The sequence below is a fragment of the Nocardia sp. NPDC005746 genome, from assembly GCF_040630785.1.
GTDB lineage: Bacteria > Actinomycetota > Actinomycetes > Mycobacteriales > Mycobacteriaceae > Nocardia.
Window position 1 is genome coordinate 298,190 of record NZ_JBEXYE010000008.1, and the last position, 16,286, is coordinate 314,475.

18 protein-coding genes are annotated in these 16,286 nt (G+C 69.1%); 13 read left to right on the forward strand and 5 right to left on the reverse strand.

Annotation, left to right across the window (positions count from 1 at the left end):
- Positions 1-14: 14 nt before the first annotated feature.
- The 6 genes from urtB to ABZ412_RS18115 all read left to right on the forward strand — a co-directional run bounded on the left by urtB (position 15) and on the right by ABZ412_RS18115 (position 5,142).
- Positions 15-899, forward strand: a complete 885-nt coding sequence (gene urtB, locus ABZ412_RS18090) for an urea ABC transporter permease subunit UrtB (RefSeq protein WP_357281983.1) — start codon at positions 15-17, stop codon at positions 897-899.
- Complete coding sequence (gene urtC, locus ABZ412_RS18095) at positions 896-2,083, forward strand: urea ABC transporter permease subunit UrtC (RefSeq protein ID WP_357281985.1); 1,188 nt, start codon at positions 896-898, stop codon at positions 2,081-2,083. The genes urtB and urtC overlap by 4 nt, the downstream gene beginning before the upstream one ends.
- Positions 2,080-2,970, forward strand: coding sequence for an urea ABC transporter ATP-binding protein UrtD (gene urtD, locus ABZ412_RS18100; RefSeq protein WP_357281987.1), 891 nt, complete (start codon positions 2,080-2,082; stop codon positions 2,968-2,970). The genes urtC and urtD overlap by 4 nt, the downstream gene beginning before the upstream one ends.
- Positions 2,954-3,646 (forward strand): urea ABC transporter ATP-binding subunit UrtE, encoded by a 693-nt coding sequence (urtE, locus tag ABZ412_RS18105; RefSeq protein WP_357281988.1) that lies wholly within the window; start codon positions 2,954-2,956, stop codon positions 3,644-3,646. The genes urtD and urtE overlap by 17 nt, the downstream gene beginning before the upstream one ends.
- Positions 3,647-3,658: 12 nt before the next feature.
- Positions 3,659-4,480 (forward strand): GntR family transcriptional regulator, encoded by an 822-nt coding sequence (locus ABZ412_RS18110; RefSeq protein WP_357281990.1) that lies wholly within the window; start codon positions 3,659-3,661, stop codon positions 4,478-4,480.
- A 122-nt stretch (positions 4,481-4,602) separates the two neighbouring features.
- Positions 4,603-5,142, forward strand: a complete 540-nt coding sequence (locus ABZ412_RS18115; protein ID WP_357281991.1) for a carboxymuconolactone decarboxylase family protein — start codon at positions 4,603-4,605, stop codon at positions 5,140-5,142.
- Positions 5,143-5,151: 9 nt separating this feature from the next.
- Here the strand turns inward: ABZ412_RS18115 and ABZ412_RS18120 are convergent, their stop codons facing one another.
- On the reverse strand, positions 5,152-5,796 hold the full coding sequence (locus tag ABZ412_RS18120) for a GNAT family N-acetyltransferase (protein ID WP_357281993.1): 645 nt from the start codon (positions 5,794-5,796) through the stop codon (positions 5,152-5,154).
- A gap of 110 nt (positions 5,797-5,906) precedes the next feature.
- Complete coding sequence (locus tag ABZ412_RS18125; protein WP_357281995.1) at positions 5,907-6,686, reverse strand: TetR/AcrR family transcriptional regulator; 780 nt, start codon at positions 6,684-6,686, stop codon at positions 5,907-5,909.
- Positions 6,687-6,809: 123 nt separating this feature from the next.
- Here ABZ412_RS18125 and ABZ412_RS18130 point away from each other — a divergent pair, with 123 nt between their 5' ends.
- The 4 genes from ABZ412_RS18130 to ABZ412_RS18145 all read left to right on the forward strand — a co-directional run bounded on the left by ABZ412_RS18130 (position 6,810) and on the right by ABZ412_RS18145 (position 9,511).
- Positions 6,810-7,187: a VOC family protein gene (locus ABZ412_RS18130; protein WP_357281997.1), complete on the forward strand. Its 378-nt coding sequence runs from the start codon at positions 6,810-6,812 to the stop codon at positions 7,185-7,187.
- 82 nt (positions 7,188-7,269) lie between these two features.
- Positions 7,270-7,623 carry a YciI family protein gene (locus ABZ412_RS18135; RefSeq protein WP_357281998.1) on the forward strand — a complete coding sequence of 118 codons (354 nt, stop codon included), beginning with the start codon at positions 7,270-7,272 and terminating at the stop codon, positions 7,621-7,623.
- A gap of 29 nt (positions 7,624-7,652) precedes the next feature.
- Complete coding sequence (locus ABZ412_RS18140; protein ID WP_357282000.1) at positions 7,653-8,867, forward strand: RNA polymerase sigma factor; 1,215 nt, start codon at positions 7,653-7,655, stop codon at positions 8,865-8,867.
- A 137-nt stretch (positions 8,868-9,004) separates the two neighbouring features.
- Positions 9,005-9,511, forward strand: coding sequence for a transglycosylase SLT domain-containing protein (locus ABZ412_RS18145; RefSeq protein ID WP_357282002.1), 507 nt, complete (start codon positions 9,005-9,007; stop codon positions 9,509-9,511).
- Between the two features lie 40 nt (positions 9,512-9,551).
- Here the strand turns inward: ABZ412_RS18145 and ABZ412_RS18150 are convergent, their stop codons facing one another.
- The gene (locus ABZ412_RS18150) at positions 9,552-10,403 is read right to left on the reverse strand and encodes an SDR family oxidoreductase (protein WP_357282004.1); all 852 of its coding nucleotides are present in this window, start codon (positions 10,401-10,403) and stop codon (positions 9,552-9,554) included.
- 109 nt (positions 10,404-10,512) lie between these two features.
- Between ABZ412_RS18150 and ABZ412_RS18155 the strand changes: the two genes are divergently transcribed.
- Together ABZ412_RS18155 and ABZ412_RS18160 are read left to right on the forward strand one after the other, a co-directional pair.
- The gene (locus ABZ412_RS18155) at positions 10,513-10,911 is read left to right on the forward strand and encodes a helix-turn-helix domain-containing protein (RefSeq protein WP_357282005.1); all 399 of its coding nucleotides are present in this window, start codon (positions 10,513-10,515) and stop codon (positions 10,909-10,911) included.
- Between the two features lie 8 nt (positions 10,912-10,919).
- Positions 10,920-11,399: a nucleoside deaminase gene (locus ABZ412_RS18160; RefSeq protein WP_357282007.1), complete on the forward strand. Its 480-nt coding sequence runs from the start codon at positions 10,920-10,922 to the stop codon at positions 11,397-11,399.
- A 97-nt stretch (positions 11,400-11,496) separates the two neighbouring features.
- Here ABZ412_RS18160 and lpdA read toward each other — a convergent pair whose 3' ends face one another.
- Together lpdA and ABZ412_RS18170 are read right to left on the reverse strand one after the other, a co-directional pair.
- Positions 11,497-12,900, reverse strand: coding sequence for a dihydrolipoyl dehydrogenase (gene lpdA / locus ABZ412_RS18165; RefSeq protein ID WP_357282008.1), 1,404 nt, complete (start codon positions 12,898-12,900; stop codon positions 11,497-11,499).
- Between the two features lie 128 nt (positions 12,901-13,028).
- Positions 13,029-14,030 (reverse strand): membrane dipeptidase, encoded by a 1,002-nt coding sequence (locus ABZ412_RS18170; protein WP_357282010.1) that lies wholly within the window; start codon positions 14,028-14,030, stop codon positions 13,029-13,031.
- 118 nt (positions 14,031-14,148) lie between these two features.
- Here ABZ412_RS18170 and ABZ412_RS18175 point away from each other — a divergent pair, with 118 nt between their 5' ends.
- Positions 14,149-16,218 (forward strand): prolyl oligopeptidase family serine peptidase, encoded by a 2,070-nt coding sequence (locus ABZ412_RS18175; RefSeq protein WP_357282011.1) that lies wholly within the window; start codon positions 14,149-14,151, stop codon positions 16,216-16,218.
- Positions 16,219-16,286 lie beyond the last annotated feature (68 nt).

Consider the following 16,286-nt stretch of genomic DNA (forward strand, 5'->3'; position numbering starts at 1 on the left):
ACGAGGTATCTCACATGGACGTCGCTGTCGGACAGCTGTTCACGGGTCTGAGCCTGGGCTCGATCCTGCTGCTCGCCGCGCTGGGCCTGTCACTGACCTTCGGTCAGATGGGCGTCATCAATATGGCGCACGGCGAATTCATCATGGCCGGTTGCTACACCACTTATGTTGTGGAGCAACTGGTCTCGGCGACCGGTGTGGCGCTGATCGTGTCATTGTTCGCCGGTTTCCTGGTCGGCGGTCTGCTGGGCGCCGCCCTGGAAATGGGGCTCATCCGCTGGATGTACGACCGCCCGCTGGACACCCTGCTGGTCACCTTCGGTGTCGGGCTGGTGCTGCAGCAGGCGGTGCGCGACATCTTCGGCGCCCCCGCCAAGAACGTGGTCGCGCCCGAATGGCTGACCGGCGGCATCGGGATCGCGGGCACCGTGGTGCCCAAGACCCGCATCTTCATCATGGTGCTGGCCGTGGTGGCGGTGATCGCGCTGGCCACCGCGCTCAAGACGACCCCGCTGGGCCGGCGCATCCGGGCGGTGGTGCAGAACCGCAGTCTGGCCGAAACCTCCGGCGTCTCTTCACGTCTCACCGACGTCAGCACCTTCTTCATCGGGTCGGGACTGGCTGCCGTGGCCGGTGTCGCCCTGACCCTGATCGGCTCCACCAGCCCCACCATCGGGCAGTCGTATCTGGTGGACGCGTTCCTGGTGGTCGTGATCGGCGGCCTGGGACAGATCAAGGGCACCGTGATCGCGGCCTTCGGTATGGGACTGCTGAACTCGTTCATCGAGTACTCGACCACGGCGACGGTCGCGAAGGTGATCGTCTTCATCGTGGTCGTGATCTTCCTGCAGGTCCGCCCGCAGGGTCTGTTCACCGTCCGGACGAGGAGTCTGGCATGACAACCATCCAGCGCCTGAGCGCCAACTCTTCGCTGAAAGCCCTGGGCGGCTTCGCTATCGCCGCCATCGTGCTGTTCGGGCTCGCGCCCGCGCTGCTCAGCGATTTCCGGCTGAGCCTGCTCGCCAAGTTCCTGTGTTTCGCCATCGTCGCGGTCGGCATCGGCCTGGCGTGGGGCCGCGGCGGCATGCTCACCCTCGGCCAGGGCGTGTTCTTCGGGCTCGGCGCGTACATCATGGCCATGCACCTGCAGATGGCCGACGCCGCCAAGGCGCACGAGGACGTGCCGGAGTTCATGGTCATCGCCGGCGTGCCCGAACTGCCGTCGTACTGGCGGCCTTTCGAGTCCGCTCCGGTGGCGATCCTGGCCATCGCGGTGCTGCCGGCCGCGCTGGCGGCGGTGCTCGGCTTCGGCGTCTTCAAGCGCCGGGTCAAGGGCGCCTACTTCGCGATCCTGAGCCAGGCGCTGGCGGCGGCGCTGGCGATCCTGCTCACCGGGCAGCAGACCATCGGCGGGTTCACCGGTTTGAGCGACTTCCGCTCGTTCTTCGGCTTCCGCCTCGACGATCCGGTGAACCGGCGCATGCTGTTCTTCATCGCGGCGGCCACGCTGCTCGCGGTGGTGGCGGTGGCGCGGCAGCTGATGCACAGCCGGTACGGCGAACTCCTCGTCGCCGTGCGTGATCAGGAGGAGCGGGTTCGATTCCTCGGCTACGACCCGGCCAATATCAAGATCATCGCCTATGTGGTGGCCGCGTTCTTCGCGGGTATCGCGGGCGCGCTGTTCACCCCGATCGTCGGGATCATCTCCCCCGCCGACATCGGCGTGGTCCCGTCCATCGCGTTCCTGATCGGCGTCGCCATCGGCGGCCGCACCACCCTGCTCGGTCCGGTGCTGGGCGCGATCGGCGTGGCCTGGGCGCAGACCACTTTCTCCGAGAACTTCCCTTCGGCGTGGACCTACTTCCAGGGCGCGCTGTTCATCGTGGTGGTCGGTTTCATCCCGGCCGGGCTGGCCGGATTCGGGCCGATGGCCAAGCAGCTGCTGGAGCGGCGGCGACCTGCCGGGGCCGCCGACACCGCCCCGGCGCCCGCCGAACCCGCACCCGCCGCCGACAGCGCGGCCGACACCGAGCCGCATGCCGAAGCCGAGCCCGCCGCCGAGCAGAAGGTGGAAGCCCGATGACCACACCCGCACCGAAGCCCGGCGGCAACGCCGGCATGGACAGCGAATACCTCGAAATCCGCGGCCTCTCGGTCAGTTTCGACGGCTTCAAAGCCGTCTCCGACGTGGACCTCACCGTCCTGCAGGGCGACCTGCGGTTCCTCATCGGACCCAACGGCGCGGGCAAGACCACCCTCATCGACGCCATCACCGGGCTGGTCCCCGCGACCGGTTCGGCGCAGAAGACCGGCGCCGAGCTCATCGGCCGCAAGGTGCATCAGATCGCGCGCCTGGGCGTCGGCCGCACCTTCCAGACCGCGAGCGTGTTCGAACAGCTCACCGTGCTGCAGAACCTCGATATCGCGGCGGGCGCGGGACGGTCGGCGCTCACCATGCTGCGCCGGCGCAAGTCGGTGCTGCCCGCCATCGAGCAGGCGCTGGAGACGACCGGGCTCACCGCGCTGCGCGACAAGCCCGCCGGCGTGCTCGCGCACGGCCAGAAGCAGTGGCTCGAGATCGGCATGCTGCTGGTGCAGAACGCGTCGGTGCTGCTACTGGACGAACCGGTGGCGGGCATGAGCGCCGAGGAACGCGAGGAGACCGGAAACCTGTTGCGCCGCATCGGCGGTGAGCGGGTGGTCATCGTGGTCGAGCACGACATGGACTTCATGCGCGCGTTCGCCAGTTCGGTGACCGTGCTCGCGGGCGGCCGGGTGCTCAGCGAGGGCACGGTGGAGCAGGTGCAGGCCGATCCGAAGGTGCAGGAGGTCTACCTCGGCACCGCCGCGGCCGGTGAGCTGCCGCCCGCCGAGGCCGCCGAACACACCGCCGCCCGGGAGCACACCGCCGCCGGCGCGGAGCAGGAATCGGACGAGGCGAAGGAGGCCACGAATGCTGGAACTCGTTGACCTACACACCGGCTACGGCCGGACCGAAGTGATTCACGGTGTGTCCCTGACGGTTCCGGACAATGGCGTGGCCGCCATCATGGGCCACAACGGGGCCGGCAAGACCTCGCTGCTGCGCGCGGCGGTCGGCCTGCTGCCCGCCAAGTCCGGAAAGATCCGCTTCGGTGGCGAGGACATCACCAAGATGTCGCCGTCGCGGCGGGTCAAGCGCGGCATCGCCTACGTGCCGCAGGGGCAGCAGAGTTTTCCACAGTTGTCCACAATGGAGAACCTGCAGGTGGTGGCCGACGGCCGGGCCAAGGGCAAGGAACTCATCGCCGAAGCCCTGGACCTGTTCCCGGCGCTGCGGGAACTGTTGACCCGTAAGGCCGGCCTGCTCTCCGGCGGTCAGCGCCAGCAACTGGCCATCGCCCGCGCCCTCATCACCGAACCGAAGCTGCTGATCCTGGACGAGCCGACCGAGGGCATCCAGCCGTCGGTGGTCGCCGAGATCGAGCGCACCATCATCGATCTCACCGCCCGCGGCGGTCTGAGCGTGCTACTGGTGGAACAGCACATCGGTTTCGCGCTGCAAGCCGCGCAGCAGTTCTACGTGCTGCGCTCGGGCCGCGTCACGTCCTCCGGGGAGGGCGGTGCGGGCGCGGAATCCGCGGTGCGCCTGGCCATGGCGATCTGATCGGACAGCGGCGTGAACGCGCGCAGGGGGCGCATTCCGTTGTCGGAGCGGGTCTACCGCGCGCTCCAACAGGATCTCGCGGCCGGGGTGCTGGTGCCGACCGAGCGGCTCGGCGAGGAACGACTCGCCGAGGCGTACGGCGTCTCCCGGACCCCCGTCCGGGAGGCGCTGGCCCGGCTGCTGTCCGACGGTCTGCTGGAACGCCACCCCGACGGCCTGTACCCGTACCGCCCCCGCGTAGACGACCTGGGCGATCTCTACGAACTCCGAATCGTGCTGGAAGCCAGGGGAATTCAGCGGCTGCAAACCACGACGACCGGCTTCCCCGGCACCCCGCACGCCGCGGCGGCCGGCCCCGGTGAACCGATCACGCCCGCCCCCACCGCCTTATCGGCCACCGCATCCCCATCCATCACCGCCACGCCCCCATCCCTCAGCGGCATGCGACTCGACTCGGCCGCGGTCCGGCGGGAACTCGAATTCTGGCGTGACCTGCGCGACCAGCCGCCCGAACCCGACGCCGATCTCATCGCCGCGGACGAGCGTTTCCACACGGTCCTGCTGCACGCCGCGGGCAATGCCGCACTGGCCGACGCGCTCTCGGCGGTCCAGGCCCGCGTCCGCCCGGTGCGCGCCCTGGACATCCCCACACCGAGCCGCATCGCCGCCATGGCCGACGACCACATCGCCATCGCCGAACACCTGCTCTCGGACGAACTCGACGCCGCCCTGCGCACCCTGCTCGCCCACCTCGCCAGCTCCCGAGCCCACGTCCTCACCCGCGCCCGCCGCGCCCTGGAACTCACCAGACTCGCCCGAGCGGTTCGCGAATGAGTCCTGACCGGGCCCGCCCTGCACCGTCGGCGCAGTGCGCGGGCCGGTGTGCGGAAGCGCCGACTCGCGGCCCGCACCACGATGGTCTGGCGGGTGGCCCAGACAGGGTGTTGACTGGAGTCATGGTGTCGACGAAGCCACGCATCGCTCCCGGCCGTCTGCGGGAGCTCGGACCGGTCAACTGGGTTGTCTGGCAGGCGCTTTCCCGCGCCGCCGGGACGGACGACGCCCACCTGTTCAGCACGCTCGGCCGCACCGGCGGCCTGTTCCGCGGCTGGCTGCACTTCTCGGGGCGGCTCATGCCCGGCGGCAAGCTGCGGCGCTACGAATCCGAACTGGTCATTCTCCGCGTCGCGCACCTGCGCGAATGCGAATACGAGACCGACCATCACATCCGGCTGGGACGGCGCGCGGGCGTCACTCCCGAGATTCTGGACCGGCTGCGCGAGGGGCCCGCCGCCGCGGGCTGGATCGACAAGGAACGCGCCCTGCTCACCGCCGTCGACCAACTGGTCGCCACCCGCGACCTCGACGACGCCACCTGGCAGGCGCTGGCCGCGCACTACGACGAACAGCGGCTCATCGAGATCGTGCTGCTCACCAATCAGTACGAGGGCCTGGCCAGCACCATCACCGCGCTGCGCATCGAGACCGACCACTGACCGGAAGCCCTAGCGGCGCAGGCGGAAGACCGGCTGGGTGGCGGCCTCGTACGAGAGGCCGGGTTCGGCGGGGCGGACGGGCTGGATGCGGGCGTGCAGGTGCATATCGTGCCAGCCGTCGGTGTGCAGGCCCGCGCTGCGATTGATGCCCTCGAGGATGAAGCCGGATTTGCAAGCCACCCGGCAGGATTGGGCGTTGTGCACGGAATGACGTAATTCGAGGCGGTGGAATCCCGCCACCTCGAAGGCCCAGCCGACCAGCGCCGCCACCGCCCGCGGCGCGATGCCGCGACCGCGGGCCGCCGGGATCACCCAGTACGCGATCTCCGCCTCGCCGTGCCACAGCTCCATGTGATGCAGTGAGGCGCGGCCCATCAGCCGGCCGCTGCGGCTGTCCGCCACGGCCCAATTCGCCGCCGCGCCACTGCTCCACGACCGGGCCCACGAGTCCACCCAGTCCCCGACCTCCTCCACGGTGTCGGCGGTGCGCACGTGCCAGCGGGCGATAGCTGGATCCTGGAATGCCGCGTACACCTCGGGGCCGTCGCGCCGTAGCCACGGCCGCAGGACCAGTCCCTCCCCCACGGGAAGCACCGGCTGCGCTGCCCTGGTGAAGGTTTCGGCGGCAACGATTGCCGGGGCCGATCGGGGCATAGCTGAAATTCTGCCGCCACCCGCCGCTCCGTGCGGCGAAATTGAGACCGTCGTCCCGGTCGGTCTGTGCCAGGTTCGCGGAAGGGACAGACGCGCTCAGGGGTTCTCGATCAGTGTTCGGGGTGCTCGATCAGGCCCGCCAGCCCGTCGAGCACCCGGGCGAGACCGAATTCGTAGGCGTGGTCGGCGCTGTAGGCACTGTCGTGCGCCTGCCCGGCCGCCTCGCCGATCCGCGCCGCCAGGGGGTAGCGCTCGGCGTCGAACACCCGGGCCAGCAGCGGAGCCGCGCGCTCCCACCAATCATGGTCGGATTGCCCGCTTTCCGCGGCCGCCCCGGCGGCGTCGATCGCGAGCTGCGCGGTGGAGGTCACGAACCCCAGCACGTACGTGAGCGCCGCGTCCATTTCGAGGTCGCCGAGACCGAGGCCGTCGAAGGCCCGCAGTTCGTGGTCGTACTTCGCCGCCACGCCCGGCCCCAGCGGCGGGCGCGTGGTGGGCAGGTACGCCACCCACGGGTGCGCCGCGAGCATGGCGCGGTTCTCGGCGGCGATCGTGGAAACCCGCTCCCGCCAGCCCATTCCACTCAGATCGTGGCGCTCCATGCGCTGGTAGACCGTATCGAGCATGAGATCCAGCAGTTCCGCCTTGCCCGGCACATAGGTGTAGGTGGCCATCGGCGTGATGCCGAGCGCGGCGGCGACCGAGCGCATGGTGAGCGCGGCCAGCCCCTGGGTATCGGCGATCCCGAGCGCGGCCGCGACGACGGCGTCCACGGTGGTGCGTTGTTTGGGCCCGCGCGCCGACCCGCCGGCGCCGGGCTCGCGCCAGAGCAGTTCCAGGGTTCGCACCGGGTCTCCCGCGCTGCTGCGTTCCCCGCCTTTCGCGGCCATTCGCGTCACCTCCGCCGCCGATCGTATCCATGTGACGGTCATCACTTTGCATCCCGTCGGGAATATCCGTACAAAGTACAGCGTACTTAGTACAGAGTTTACCGGCACCACCTAGGAGGACCCTTGAACGTCACCGCATCCGCGATCTCCCTGAACGTGCCCGACGAGACCGCCTCCGCGAAATTCCTCATCGACCACTTCGGCTTCACCGAGAAGATGTCGGCCGACGGTTTCGTCAACCTGACCCGGCCCGACGCCGGCTTCGACGTCATCTACCTGCGCACCGGCCTCGGCAGCTTCAAGCCGGACCGCATCGCGGGCAGCGCCGGCCGGGGCCTGCTGGTGGTCTTCGTGGTGGATGACATCGATGCCGAATACGCTCGCGTGCGGGGCGAGGGCGTGCCGATCGTGACGCCCATCGAGACCGAGCCGTGGGGCGAACGCTACTTCCAGGCGCTGGACCCCAACGGCATCGTCATCCAGCTGGTGCAGTGGGTCTGAGCCGGATGTCGATTCCGCCCCACCCCGTTCGAGGAGTAGGCGAGGGTCGAACCACGATCCCCACACGAAGGAGGATTCGACTATGCGACACCTGGTGCTGATTCGCCTGGACCCCGCCCAGGCCCCCGACGGTCCCGGCGACGACCTGATCGCGCGGGTCAACGAGATCATCGAGGAGATGACCAAGGCGGGCGTGCTGCTCGACACCGCGGGCCTGCGCCCGCCCGAGGAGGGCACCCGGATCCGGCAGTCCGGCGGCACGCAGACCGTCATGGACGGTCCGTTCACCGAATCCAAGGAGATCATCGGCGGCTACCTGCTGCTGCAGACCCGCTCCCCCGAGGAGGCCGCCGAATGGGCCTCCCGGTTCCTGCGCGTGCACGGACCCGAATGGGAGATCGAGGTCGAGGTGCGGCAGCTGGAAGGCCAGCACTGACTCCGCGGGAGGAGCGGGCGCGCCGGGCCGTGGAAGCGGCCTGGCGCATCGAATGGCCCCGGCTGGTGGCGGGATTGACCCGCCTGGTCGGGGATATCGCCACCGCTGAGGAACTCGCGCAGGACGCCCACGTGGCGGCGCTGGAACAGTGGCCGTCCGCGGGCGTTCCGCCGAATCCCGGCGGCTGGCTCATGCTCACCGCCAAACACCGGGCGGTGGACCGCATCCGACGCGACGCGAACTTCGCCCGGAAGCTGGAACTACTGGGCCGGGAGGCGATCACCGCGGAAGCGCCGGTGGGCGAACCGGACCCGGTGATCGCCGACGACCTGCTGCGCATGATCTTCACCGCCTGCCACCCGGTGCTCACGCCCCCGGCGCGGGCGGCGCTCACCCTGCGCATGGTGGGCGGGCTGACCACCACCGAGATCGCCCGCGCCTACCTGGTCCCGGAATCGACGGTGGCGCAACGGATCGTGCGCGCCAAACGCACCATCGCCGCCAAAGGGATCCCCTTCGAGGTACCGGAGGGCGCGGAGCTGACCGCGCGTCTGGACTCGGTGCTCGAAGTGATCTACCTGATCTTCAACGAGGGCTACGCGGCCACCTCCGGCGAACGCTGGGTGCGCGCCGAACTGTGCGAGGACGCGCTGCGCCTGGCCCGCATCCTCACCGGACTGCTGCCCGCGGAACCGGAGGCGCACGGCCTGGCGGCCCTGCTGGAATTGCAGGCCTCACGCACCACGGCCCGCAGCGATTCCGGCGGCGGCCCGATCCTGCTCCCCGACCAGGACCGTTCCCGCTGGAACCGCCTGTACATCGAACGCGGACTCGCGGCCCTGGCCCGCGCCCACACCCTGAACCGGACGCGGGAACTCCCGCCCGGCCGCTACGCCCTGCAGGCCGCCATCGCCTCGGTGCACGCGGTGACCCCGGCTGCCGCCGACACCGATTGGCGGCGCATCGCCGGACTGTATGCCGTGCTCGCGCAACGATTCCCGTCACCGGTCGTGGAGTTGAACCGCGCGGTGGCGGTGGCGATGGTGCACGGGCCCGCGGCGGGCCTGGAGTTGATCGACGCGGTCGCAGCGGATCTGGACGGCTATCACCTGCTGCACGCCGTGCGCGGGGATCTCCTGGAGCGGCTGGGCCGGACCGCCGAGGCGCGGGCGGCATTCGAGCGGGCGGCCGAACTCACCGCCAATGACAGCGAGCGCGAACTGCTTCGCGGGCGGGCGCGCTGACCAGCGAATCAAGGCTGATCAGGCAGATCCCCGCGTGTCGCTCACCCCGTCACCGAAGTCCAAGGGCGTACGGTCGGTTTCTGATTGGAAGACACATGGGGTCTGTTTTTTCGTGAACGACACGGAAGGACCAGGCGTTGCCCGCTTCCCACGAGAACACCGCCCGCCGGCACCCGATCCGAGTAGCGGTACTCGGACTGCTGACGGCGGCCATCGCGCCCTTGACGGTCGGCGTCACGCACGCCGACGCCCGCACCGAGATCGCCAACCCCGTCTCCGCCACCGGCGTCCCGGTCGCGCTTCCCATCGATCCGGCCTCGCTGCTGCAACTGGTCGGCTCGGCCCAGCGTTTTTCGAAGCCCGCCCTGCAGACCATGTCCCGCTTCATGGTCCCGTTCGACCAGTGGGATTCGTTCAACCACATCATCACCCGCGAGAGCGACTGGCAGGTGTTCGCGATCAACCCGACCTCGGGCGCGTACGGGCTGCCCCAGGCCCTCCCCGCGCACAAGATGTTCAGCGAGGGCCCGGACTGGATGTTCAACCCGCTCACCCAATTGCGCTGGGCCTATCGCTACATGGTCGAACGCTACGGCAGCCCGAACAACGCGTGGGCGTTCTGGCAGGCCCACAACTGGTACTGAGCCCGCCCGTCCGCCCGATCGGTTCAGCCCGATCCCTCGATCAGTTCAGGGCCGCCCGGAACACCTCGGCCACCGGGGTGGTCGGGCGGCCCAGCAGCCGCTGCAGGTCGCCGGAGTCGACGGCCAGGATGCCGCCCGCGATCCCGGCGTCGGCGTCGGCCAGCACCGCCGCGTATCCGGCGTCCAGGCCCGCGCCCTGCAGCGCGGCCGCGTAATCCTGCCGCGGCAGATTCTCGTAACGGACCGGCTTGCCGGAGACCTCCGAGATCACCTGCGCCAGTTCGGCGTACGAGAGGGTCTCGTCGCCGCCGAGCTCGTAGACCTTGCCCTCGTGCCCGTCGGTGGTGAGCACCCGGGCGGCCGCCTCGGCGTAGTCGGCCCGCGCCGCGCCGGATACCTTGCCGTCCCCGGCCGCGCCGTGCAGCACGCCGCTCGCGACGGCGTGGCCCAGACCACCGGCGTAGTTCTCCCAGTACCAGCCGTTGCGCAGCAGGGTGGTCGGGATGCTCGCCCCGGCCAGCACCGCCTCGGTGCCGATGTGCTCCTGGGCGAGGATCAGCGGATTGCGGTCGGCCTGCGGAATGCTGGTGTAGGCCAGCAGTTTCACGCCCGCGGCCTCGGCGGCGCGCACCACATTGGTGTGCTGGGCGACACGCTTGCCGAACTCGTTGCCGGAGACCAGCAGCACGCGGTCGACGCCCTGGAAGGCGCGTTCCAGCGCCGCCGGATCGTCGAAGCTCGCGACCCGCACCTCGACGCCGCGCTCGGCCAGGTCGGCCACCTTGGCGGGATCGCGGACCACGGCGACGACGGGCTGCGACCCGTCCTTCAGCAGCGCCTCGACGACCAGGCGACCCAGCTGACCACTGGCTCCGGTGACTGCGACGGTCATGACTACCTCCAGGTTGGATGGAATGAACTGCACGCTCGACATGTACTAACTAATAGTAAGCACATGCTATTCCTGAACCGCTACCCGAATGACAGGTAACCTGAATCTCATGAACGCCCGGCCTTCCGACCAGTCCTTCGCGGACGACCCGACCCTGGAAGCCGACGTCTTCGCCCGCAACTGCGCCTCCCGCCCGGTCCTGCAGGACGTCGCCAGCCGCTGGGGCGTGCTCGCCCTGGCCGCCCTGCGCGAGGGCCCCTACCGCTTCTCGGCACTGCGCCGCCGGGTCGACGGCATCTCCGAGCGCATGCTCTCCCAGACCCTGCAGACCCTGGAACGCGACGGCATGGTCAATCGCGAAGTCCAGCAGTCCATCCCGCCGGTGGTCGAGTACACCCTCACCGACCTGGGCGCGCGGGTCGCCGACCAGCTCGTCGGCCTCATCGACATCCTCGAGTCCAATATCGCGACCATCGAAGCGGCCCAGTCCGCCTACCACCGCCCGTAAGGAGCCGCATGTCCGCCGACACCGATCTGCACTACCTGGAACGCTGCGTGGAACTGGCCGCCGAGGCCCTCGACGCGGGCGATGAGCCGTTCGGGTCCCTGCTGGTCGACGCGGACGGCCAGGTCCTGGCCGAGGACCGCAACCGGGTCTCCGGCGGCGACGCCACCCGCCACCCCGAATTCGAACTGGCCCGCTGGGCCGCCGACCACCTCACCCCCGAGCAGCGCGCCACCGCCACCGTCTACACCTCCGGCGAACACTGCGCCATGTGCTCGGCCGCCCACGCCTGGGTCGGCCTGGGCCCGATCGTCTACGCCGCCTCCACCGCCCAGCTCACCGAGTGGCTCACCGAGTTCGGCGTCCCCGCGGGCCCGATCCGTCCCCTCGCCATCCAGGAAGTGGCCCCGTCCATCCCGGTCTCGGGCCCCTTCCCGGAACTCACCGACCGCGTCTACGCCCTGCACCGCCGCCTGCACCTGGCGGACTGACCACATCGACGAAAACGGCCTGGTGCCAGCGCTTTACGCTGACACCAGGCCGAAATCTCGCAGGGGATCGGGGCGAAGCCCCTGAGACCCTTCGGAGTCAGAAGTTGATCATGTGGCCGGCGAGGCCGTGGATCGCTTCCTGAATGGCTTCCGACAGGGTCGGGTGGGTGTGGACGTTGCGGGCGACCTCGTTGACCGTGAGGTCCCACTTCTGGGCCAGGGTCAGCTCGGGGAGCAGCTCGGAGACGTCCGGGCCGATCAGGTGGCCGCCGAGCAGTTCCCCGTACTTGGCGTCGGAGATCAGCTTGACGAAGCCCTGCGCGTCGCCGAGGCCGTGCGCCTTGCCGTTCGCGGTGAACGGGAAGGTGGCGACCTTGACGTCGTAGCCCTCGTCCTTGGCCTGCTGCTCGGTGAGGCCGAAAGAGGCGACCTGCGGCTGGCAGAAGGTGGCGCGCGGCATCATGCGGTAGTCGCCCAGCGCCTGGGTCTCCGCGCCCGCGATGGTCTCGGCCGCGACCACGCCCATAGCCTCGGCGACGTGCGCGAGCTGCAGCTTGGCGGTGACGTCACCGATGGCGTAGATGCCGGGGACGTTGGTGCGCATGTAGTCGTCGATGGCGATGGCGCCGCGGTCGGTGAGCGCGACGCCGGTGTTCTCCAGGCCGTAGCCCTGCACACGCGGCGCGAAGCCGACGGCCTGCAGCACCTTGTCGACGGTGACGGTCTCGATGGCGCCGGTCTTGTTGTCCTTGATGGCGACGGTGACCTTGGAGCCGTCGTCTTCCATGGACTGCACGGCCGCACCGGTGGTGATGGTGATGCCGAGCTTCTTGTACGCCTTGGTGATCTCCTTGGAGACGTCGGCGTCCTCGTTCGGCAGGGCGCGGTCCAGGAACTCGACGATGCGCACGTCCACGCCATAGTTCTTGAGGACGTAGCCGAACTCCATGCCGATGGCGCCCGCACCCACGATGAGGATGGAGCCCGGCAGGTCGCGGGTGAGGATCTGCTCCTCGTAGGTGACCACGTTGGCCGACAGCGAGGTGCCCGGCAGCAGCTTGGTCTCGGTACCGGTCGCGATGATCACGTTGTCGTACGTGATCTCCTCGGTGCCGCCCTTGGTCAGCGCGACCGAGAGCGACTTCGGACCGGTGAACGTGCCCGTCCCGTCGAACTCGTCGATCTTGTTCTTCTTCATCAGGAAGTGGACGCCCTTGACCCGGCCGTCCGCGACCTTGCGGCTGCGGTCGAACGCCGCGCCGAAGTCGAAGGTCGCGTTACCCGAGATACCGAAGGTCTTCGCTTCCTTGGTGAAGATATGAGCCAGCTCCGCGTTGCGCAGCAGTGCCTTGGACGGAATGCAGCCCACGTTCAGGCACACGCCACCCCAGTATTTCTGCTCGACGATCGCTGTTCGCAGGCCGAGTTGAGCGGCACGAATCGCGGCGACGTAACCGCCGGGACCAGCGCCGAGAACGACGACATCGTAGTGGGAAGTCACGGCTTCGAGACTAGACCTGTTGCCGGGTGCTCACTCAGCCATCCCCCGCCCGGGTGAGACCGGGACCACGTGAGAGCGGTCACTCCCACACCATGGAAACGACCGATCAGTTCGCTATGCAGGCGGAATCAGCCGCACCACACCTGCCGGGCGACGCGCGCGAAGTTGCCGCCGAAGACGGCCGCCCGGTCCGCCACGGAGAAGCCGCGGTCGGCGAGCGCCGCGTCCAGGCCGCGCACCCCCGACGTGCCGAGCAGATCTTCCGGTGGCGTCCACTGCAATTGGCCGTAGCGGAGGTACTCCTCGGAATAGCTCTCCGGATTCTCGGCCAGCTCCCGATTGAAATCGTCGGCGTCGAAGGAGTAGTCCGAGCCCACCCCGACGTGCTCGATACCGACCAGTTCCGCCCCGTAGGCGATGTGGTCGGCCATGGCCTCCACCCGCCCGGCCCGGTCGGCGGGCTCGTTGCGGCCCAGGAAGATGCCGACCCCGTTGACACCGATCACCCCGCCGGTGGCCGCGCACGCCTTGGCCTGCTCGTCGGCGATATTGCGGGGATGCTCCCACAGCGCCGCGAAATTCGAGTGGCTGTAGATCATCGGGACGCTGGTGGCCTCCGCGATGTCGAGGCCGGTGCGGCGCGAGCAGTGCGACCCGTCGGCGAACACGCCCACCTCGTTGAGGGTGCGGATCAGGTCGCGTCCGTAGGCGGTGAGCCCGGTGTCCTCGGTGTCGAGGCAGCCGCAGCCGGCGGCATTGGCGTGGTTGTAGGTGGGCAGCAGCGAGCGCAGGCCCAGTTCGTGGAACAGCTCGACATTGTCGAGGTCGCCGTCCAGCGGCCCGGCGTCCTCGAGGTCGAAGGCCAGCGCGATGGTGGACTCGGTCTCCGCGGTCGGTGTGCTCGGCCAGGCGTCCTCGATGTCGTGCACCAGCCGGAAACGGCCGTCGGTCAAGGCATCCCGCCGCAGCTGGGTGACCAGTTCCAGCGAGTCGCGGGTGGTCTGCGGCGAATACCCGATGTTCACCGAGAGATACGAGCCCAGCGGGTACCGAATCAGCTCGGTGACGTCAGCGGTCGGCAGTAATGGCAGGCAGCAGTGCTGTTCCCACAGCCGGGGCTCATGCGACACCCGGCAATCCTACTGACCGGACGGAGCGGTCGGCGCCACCCGCGCCCGGCCGACCTTGCCACCGTGCCGGGCAACACGTTCGCGACCGGCGAACGCGCCCCTGGGCAACAATGAGGGCATGACCGGTGTTGGAGAGGGTGTGACGGACCCCTACCTGTGGCTCGAAGAAGTCGAGAGCGACCGCGCATTGGCGTGGGCCGAGGAACGGAACGTGGTGTCGAAGGAGCGTTTCGCCTCGACCGAGCGTTTCGGCGAACTCGAGGCGCGTGTGCTCGCCATGCTCGATACCGACACCCGCATCGCCTATCCGAGCCGGCGCGGCCCGTGGCTCTACAACTACTGGCGCGATCGTGAGCACCCCAAGGGCCTGTGGCGGCGCACCACCTTCGCCGAATACGCCAAGACCGAGCCGGACTGGGAGATCCTCATCGACCTGGACGCGCTGGCCGCGGCCGAGGGCGAGAACTGGGTATGGGGCGGCGCGGCGGTGAAGCGCCCGGAGCAGCGGCGCGCGCTGATCAGCCTGTCGCGCGGCGGCGCGGACGCCAAGGTGATCCGCGAATTCGATATCGAGGCAAAGACTTTCATCGACCCGGCGGACGGCGGCTACCACCTCCCCGAGGCCAAGTCCGACTACGCCTGGATCGATCACGACACCATCTACGTGGGCACGGACTTCGGCCCCGGTTCCCTCACCGACTCCGGCTATCCCCGGGTGGTGAAGCGCTGGCGGCGCGGAACCCCCTTGGCCGAGGCCGAATTCGTGTACGAGGGCCTGTCCACCGACGTGGCCGTCTCGGCGGGCTACGACCGCACCCCCGGCTACGAACGGCACTACGTGAGCCGCGCCACCGACTTCTTCAACGAAGAGGTCTACCTGCTCGAATCCGATGACACCTTGCGGCTCATCGAGGCTCCCACCGACGCCGACGTCTCCTGGAACAAGGAGTGGCTGCTGGTGCGGCCAAAGACCCCGTGGGAGGTGAACGGCTCGACCTATCCGGCGGGTGCGCTGCTGGCCGCCGACTTCGAGGAATTCCTCTCCGGCGCACGCGATTTCGAGGTGCTCTTCACCCCCGACCCGCACACCGCCCTGCACGGCTACAGCTGGACCGAGAACCACCTGCTACTGGCCACCCTGCACGACGTGCAGACCGAACTGCACGTGCTCACCCCCGGTCCGGACGGCTGGACCCGCGCGCCGCTGGCCGACGCCCCGGCCATGTCCACCACCAGCGTGATGAACCTCGACCGGCTCGAGGGCGGCGACGAATTCATGCTCTCCACCAGCAGTTTCACCAGCCCGGCCACGCTCATGTCGAGTTCGGTCGGCGGCTCGGTGGAGGTGCTGAAGCAGGAGCCCGCGTTCTTCGACGCCGACGGCATGGAGACCGAGCAGTTCTTCGCGCGTTCCGACGACGGCACCGAGATCCCGTATTTCGTGATCCGCCACCGTGATCTGCGGGGCACCCCCGGACCGACCGTCATGTCCGGCTACGGCGGCTTCGAGGTGTCGCGCCGCCCGGCCTACAGCGGCGCGGTCGGCATGGGCTGGCTGGAACGCGGCGGCACCTACGTCATGACCAATATCCGCGGCGGCGGCGAATACGGCCCCGAATGGCACACCTCGGTGCTGAAGGCCAACCGGCACAAGGCCTACGAGGATTTCGCCGCCATCGCCCGCGACCTGGTGGCGCGCGGCATCACCACCCACGACCAGCTGGGCGCGGTGGGCGGCAGCAACGGCGGCCTGCTCATGGGCGTCATGCTGACCCGCTACCCGGAGCTGTTCGGGGCCATCGTGTGCCAGGTGCCGCTGCTGGACATGAAGCGCTACCACCTGCTGCTGGCGGGCGCGTCCTGGATGGCCGAGTACGGCGACCCGGACAAGCCCGAGGAGTGGGCGTACATCTCCGAGTACTCGCCCTACCAGAACACCAGCGCCGAGCAGACCTATCCGCCGATCCTGCTCGCCACCTCCACCCGCGATGATCGCGTGCACCCCGGCCACGCCCGGAAGATGGCCGCGCGCTTGGCATCCGAGGGCCACGAGGTCTGGTATTACGAGAACATCGAGGGCGGTCACGGCGGCGCCGCGGACAACAAGCAGTCCGCGTTCCAGGCCGCGTTGGTCTACGAGTTCTTCCTGCAGCAACTGATGGACGGTGAACGGCCGCGTCGCGCTTGAAAGATCCGCCCGTTTCGGAAAGATCGGACTCGGTTGCCGATGTGGGGTTTTCACCGAGCGAGGAGTCG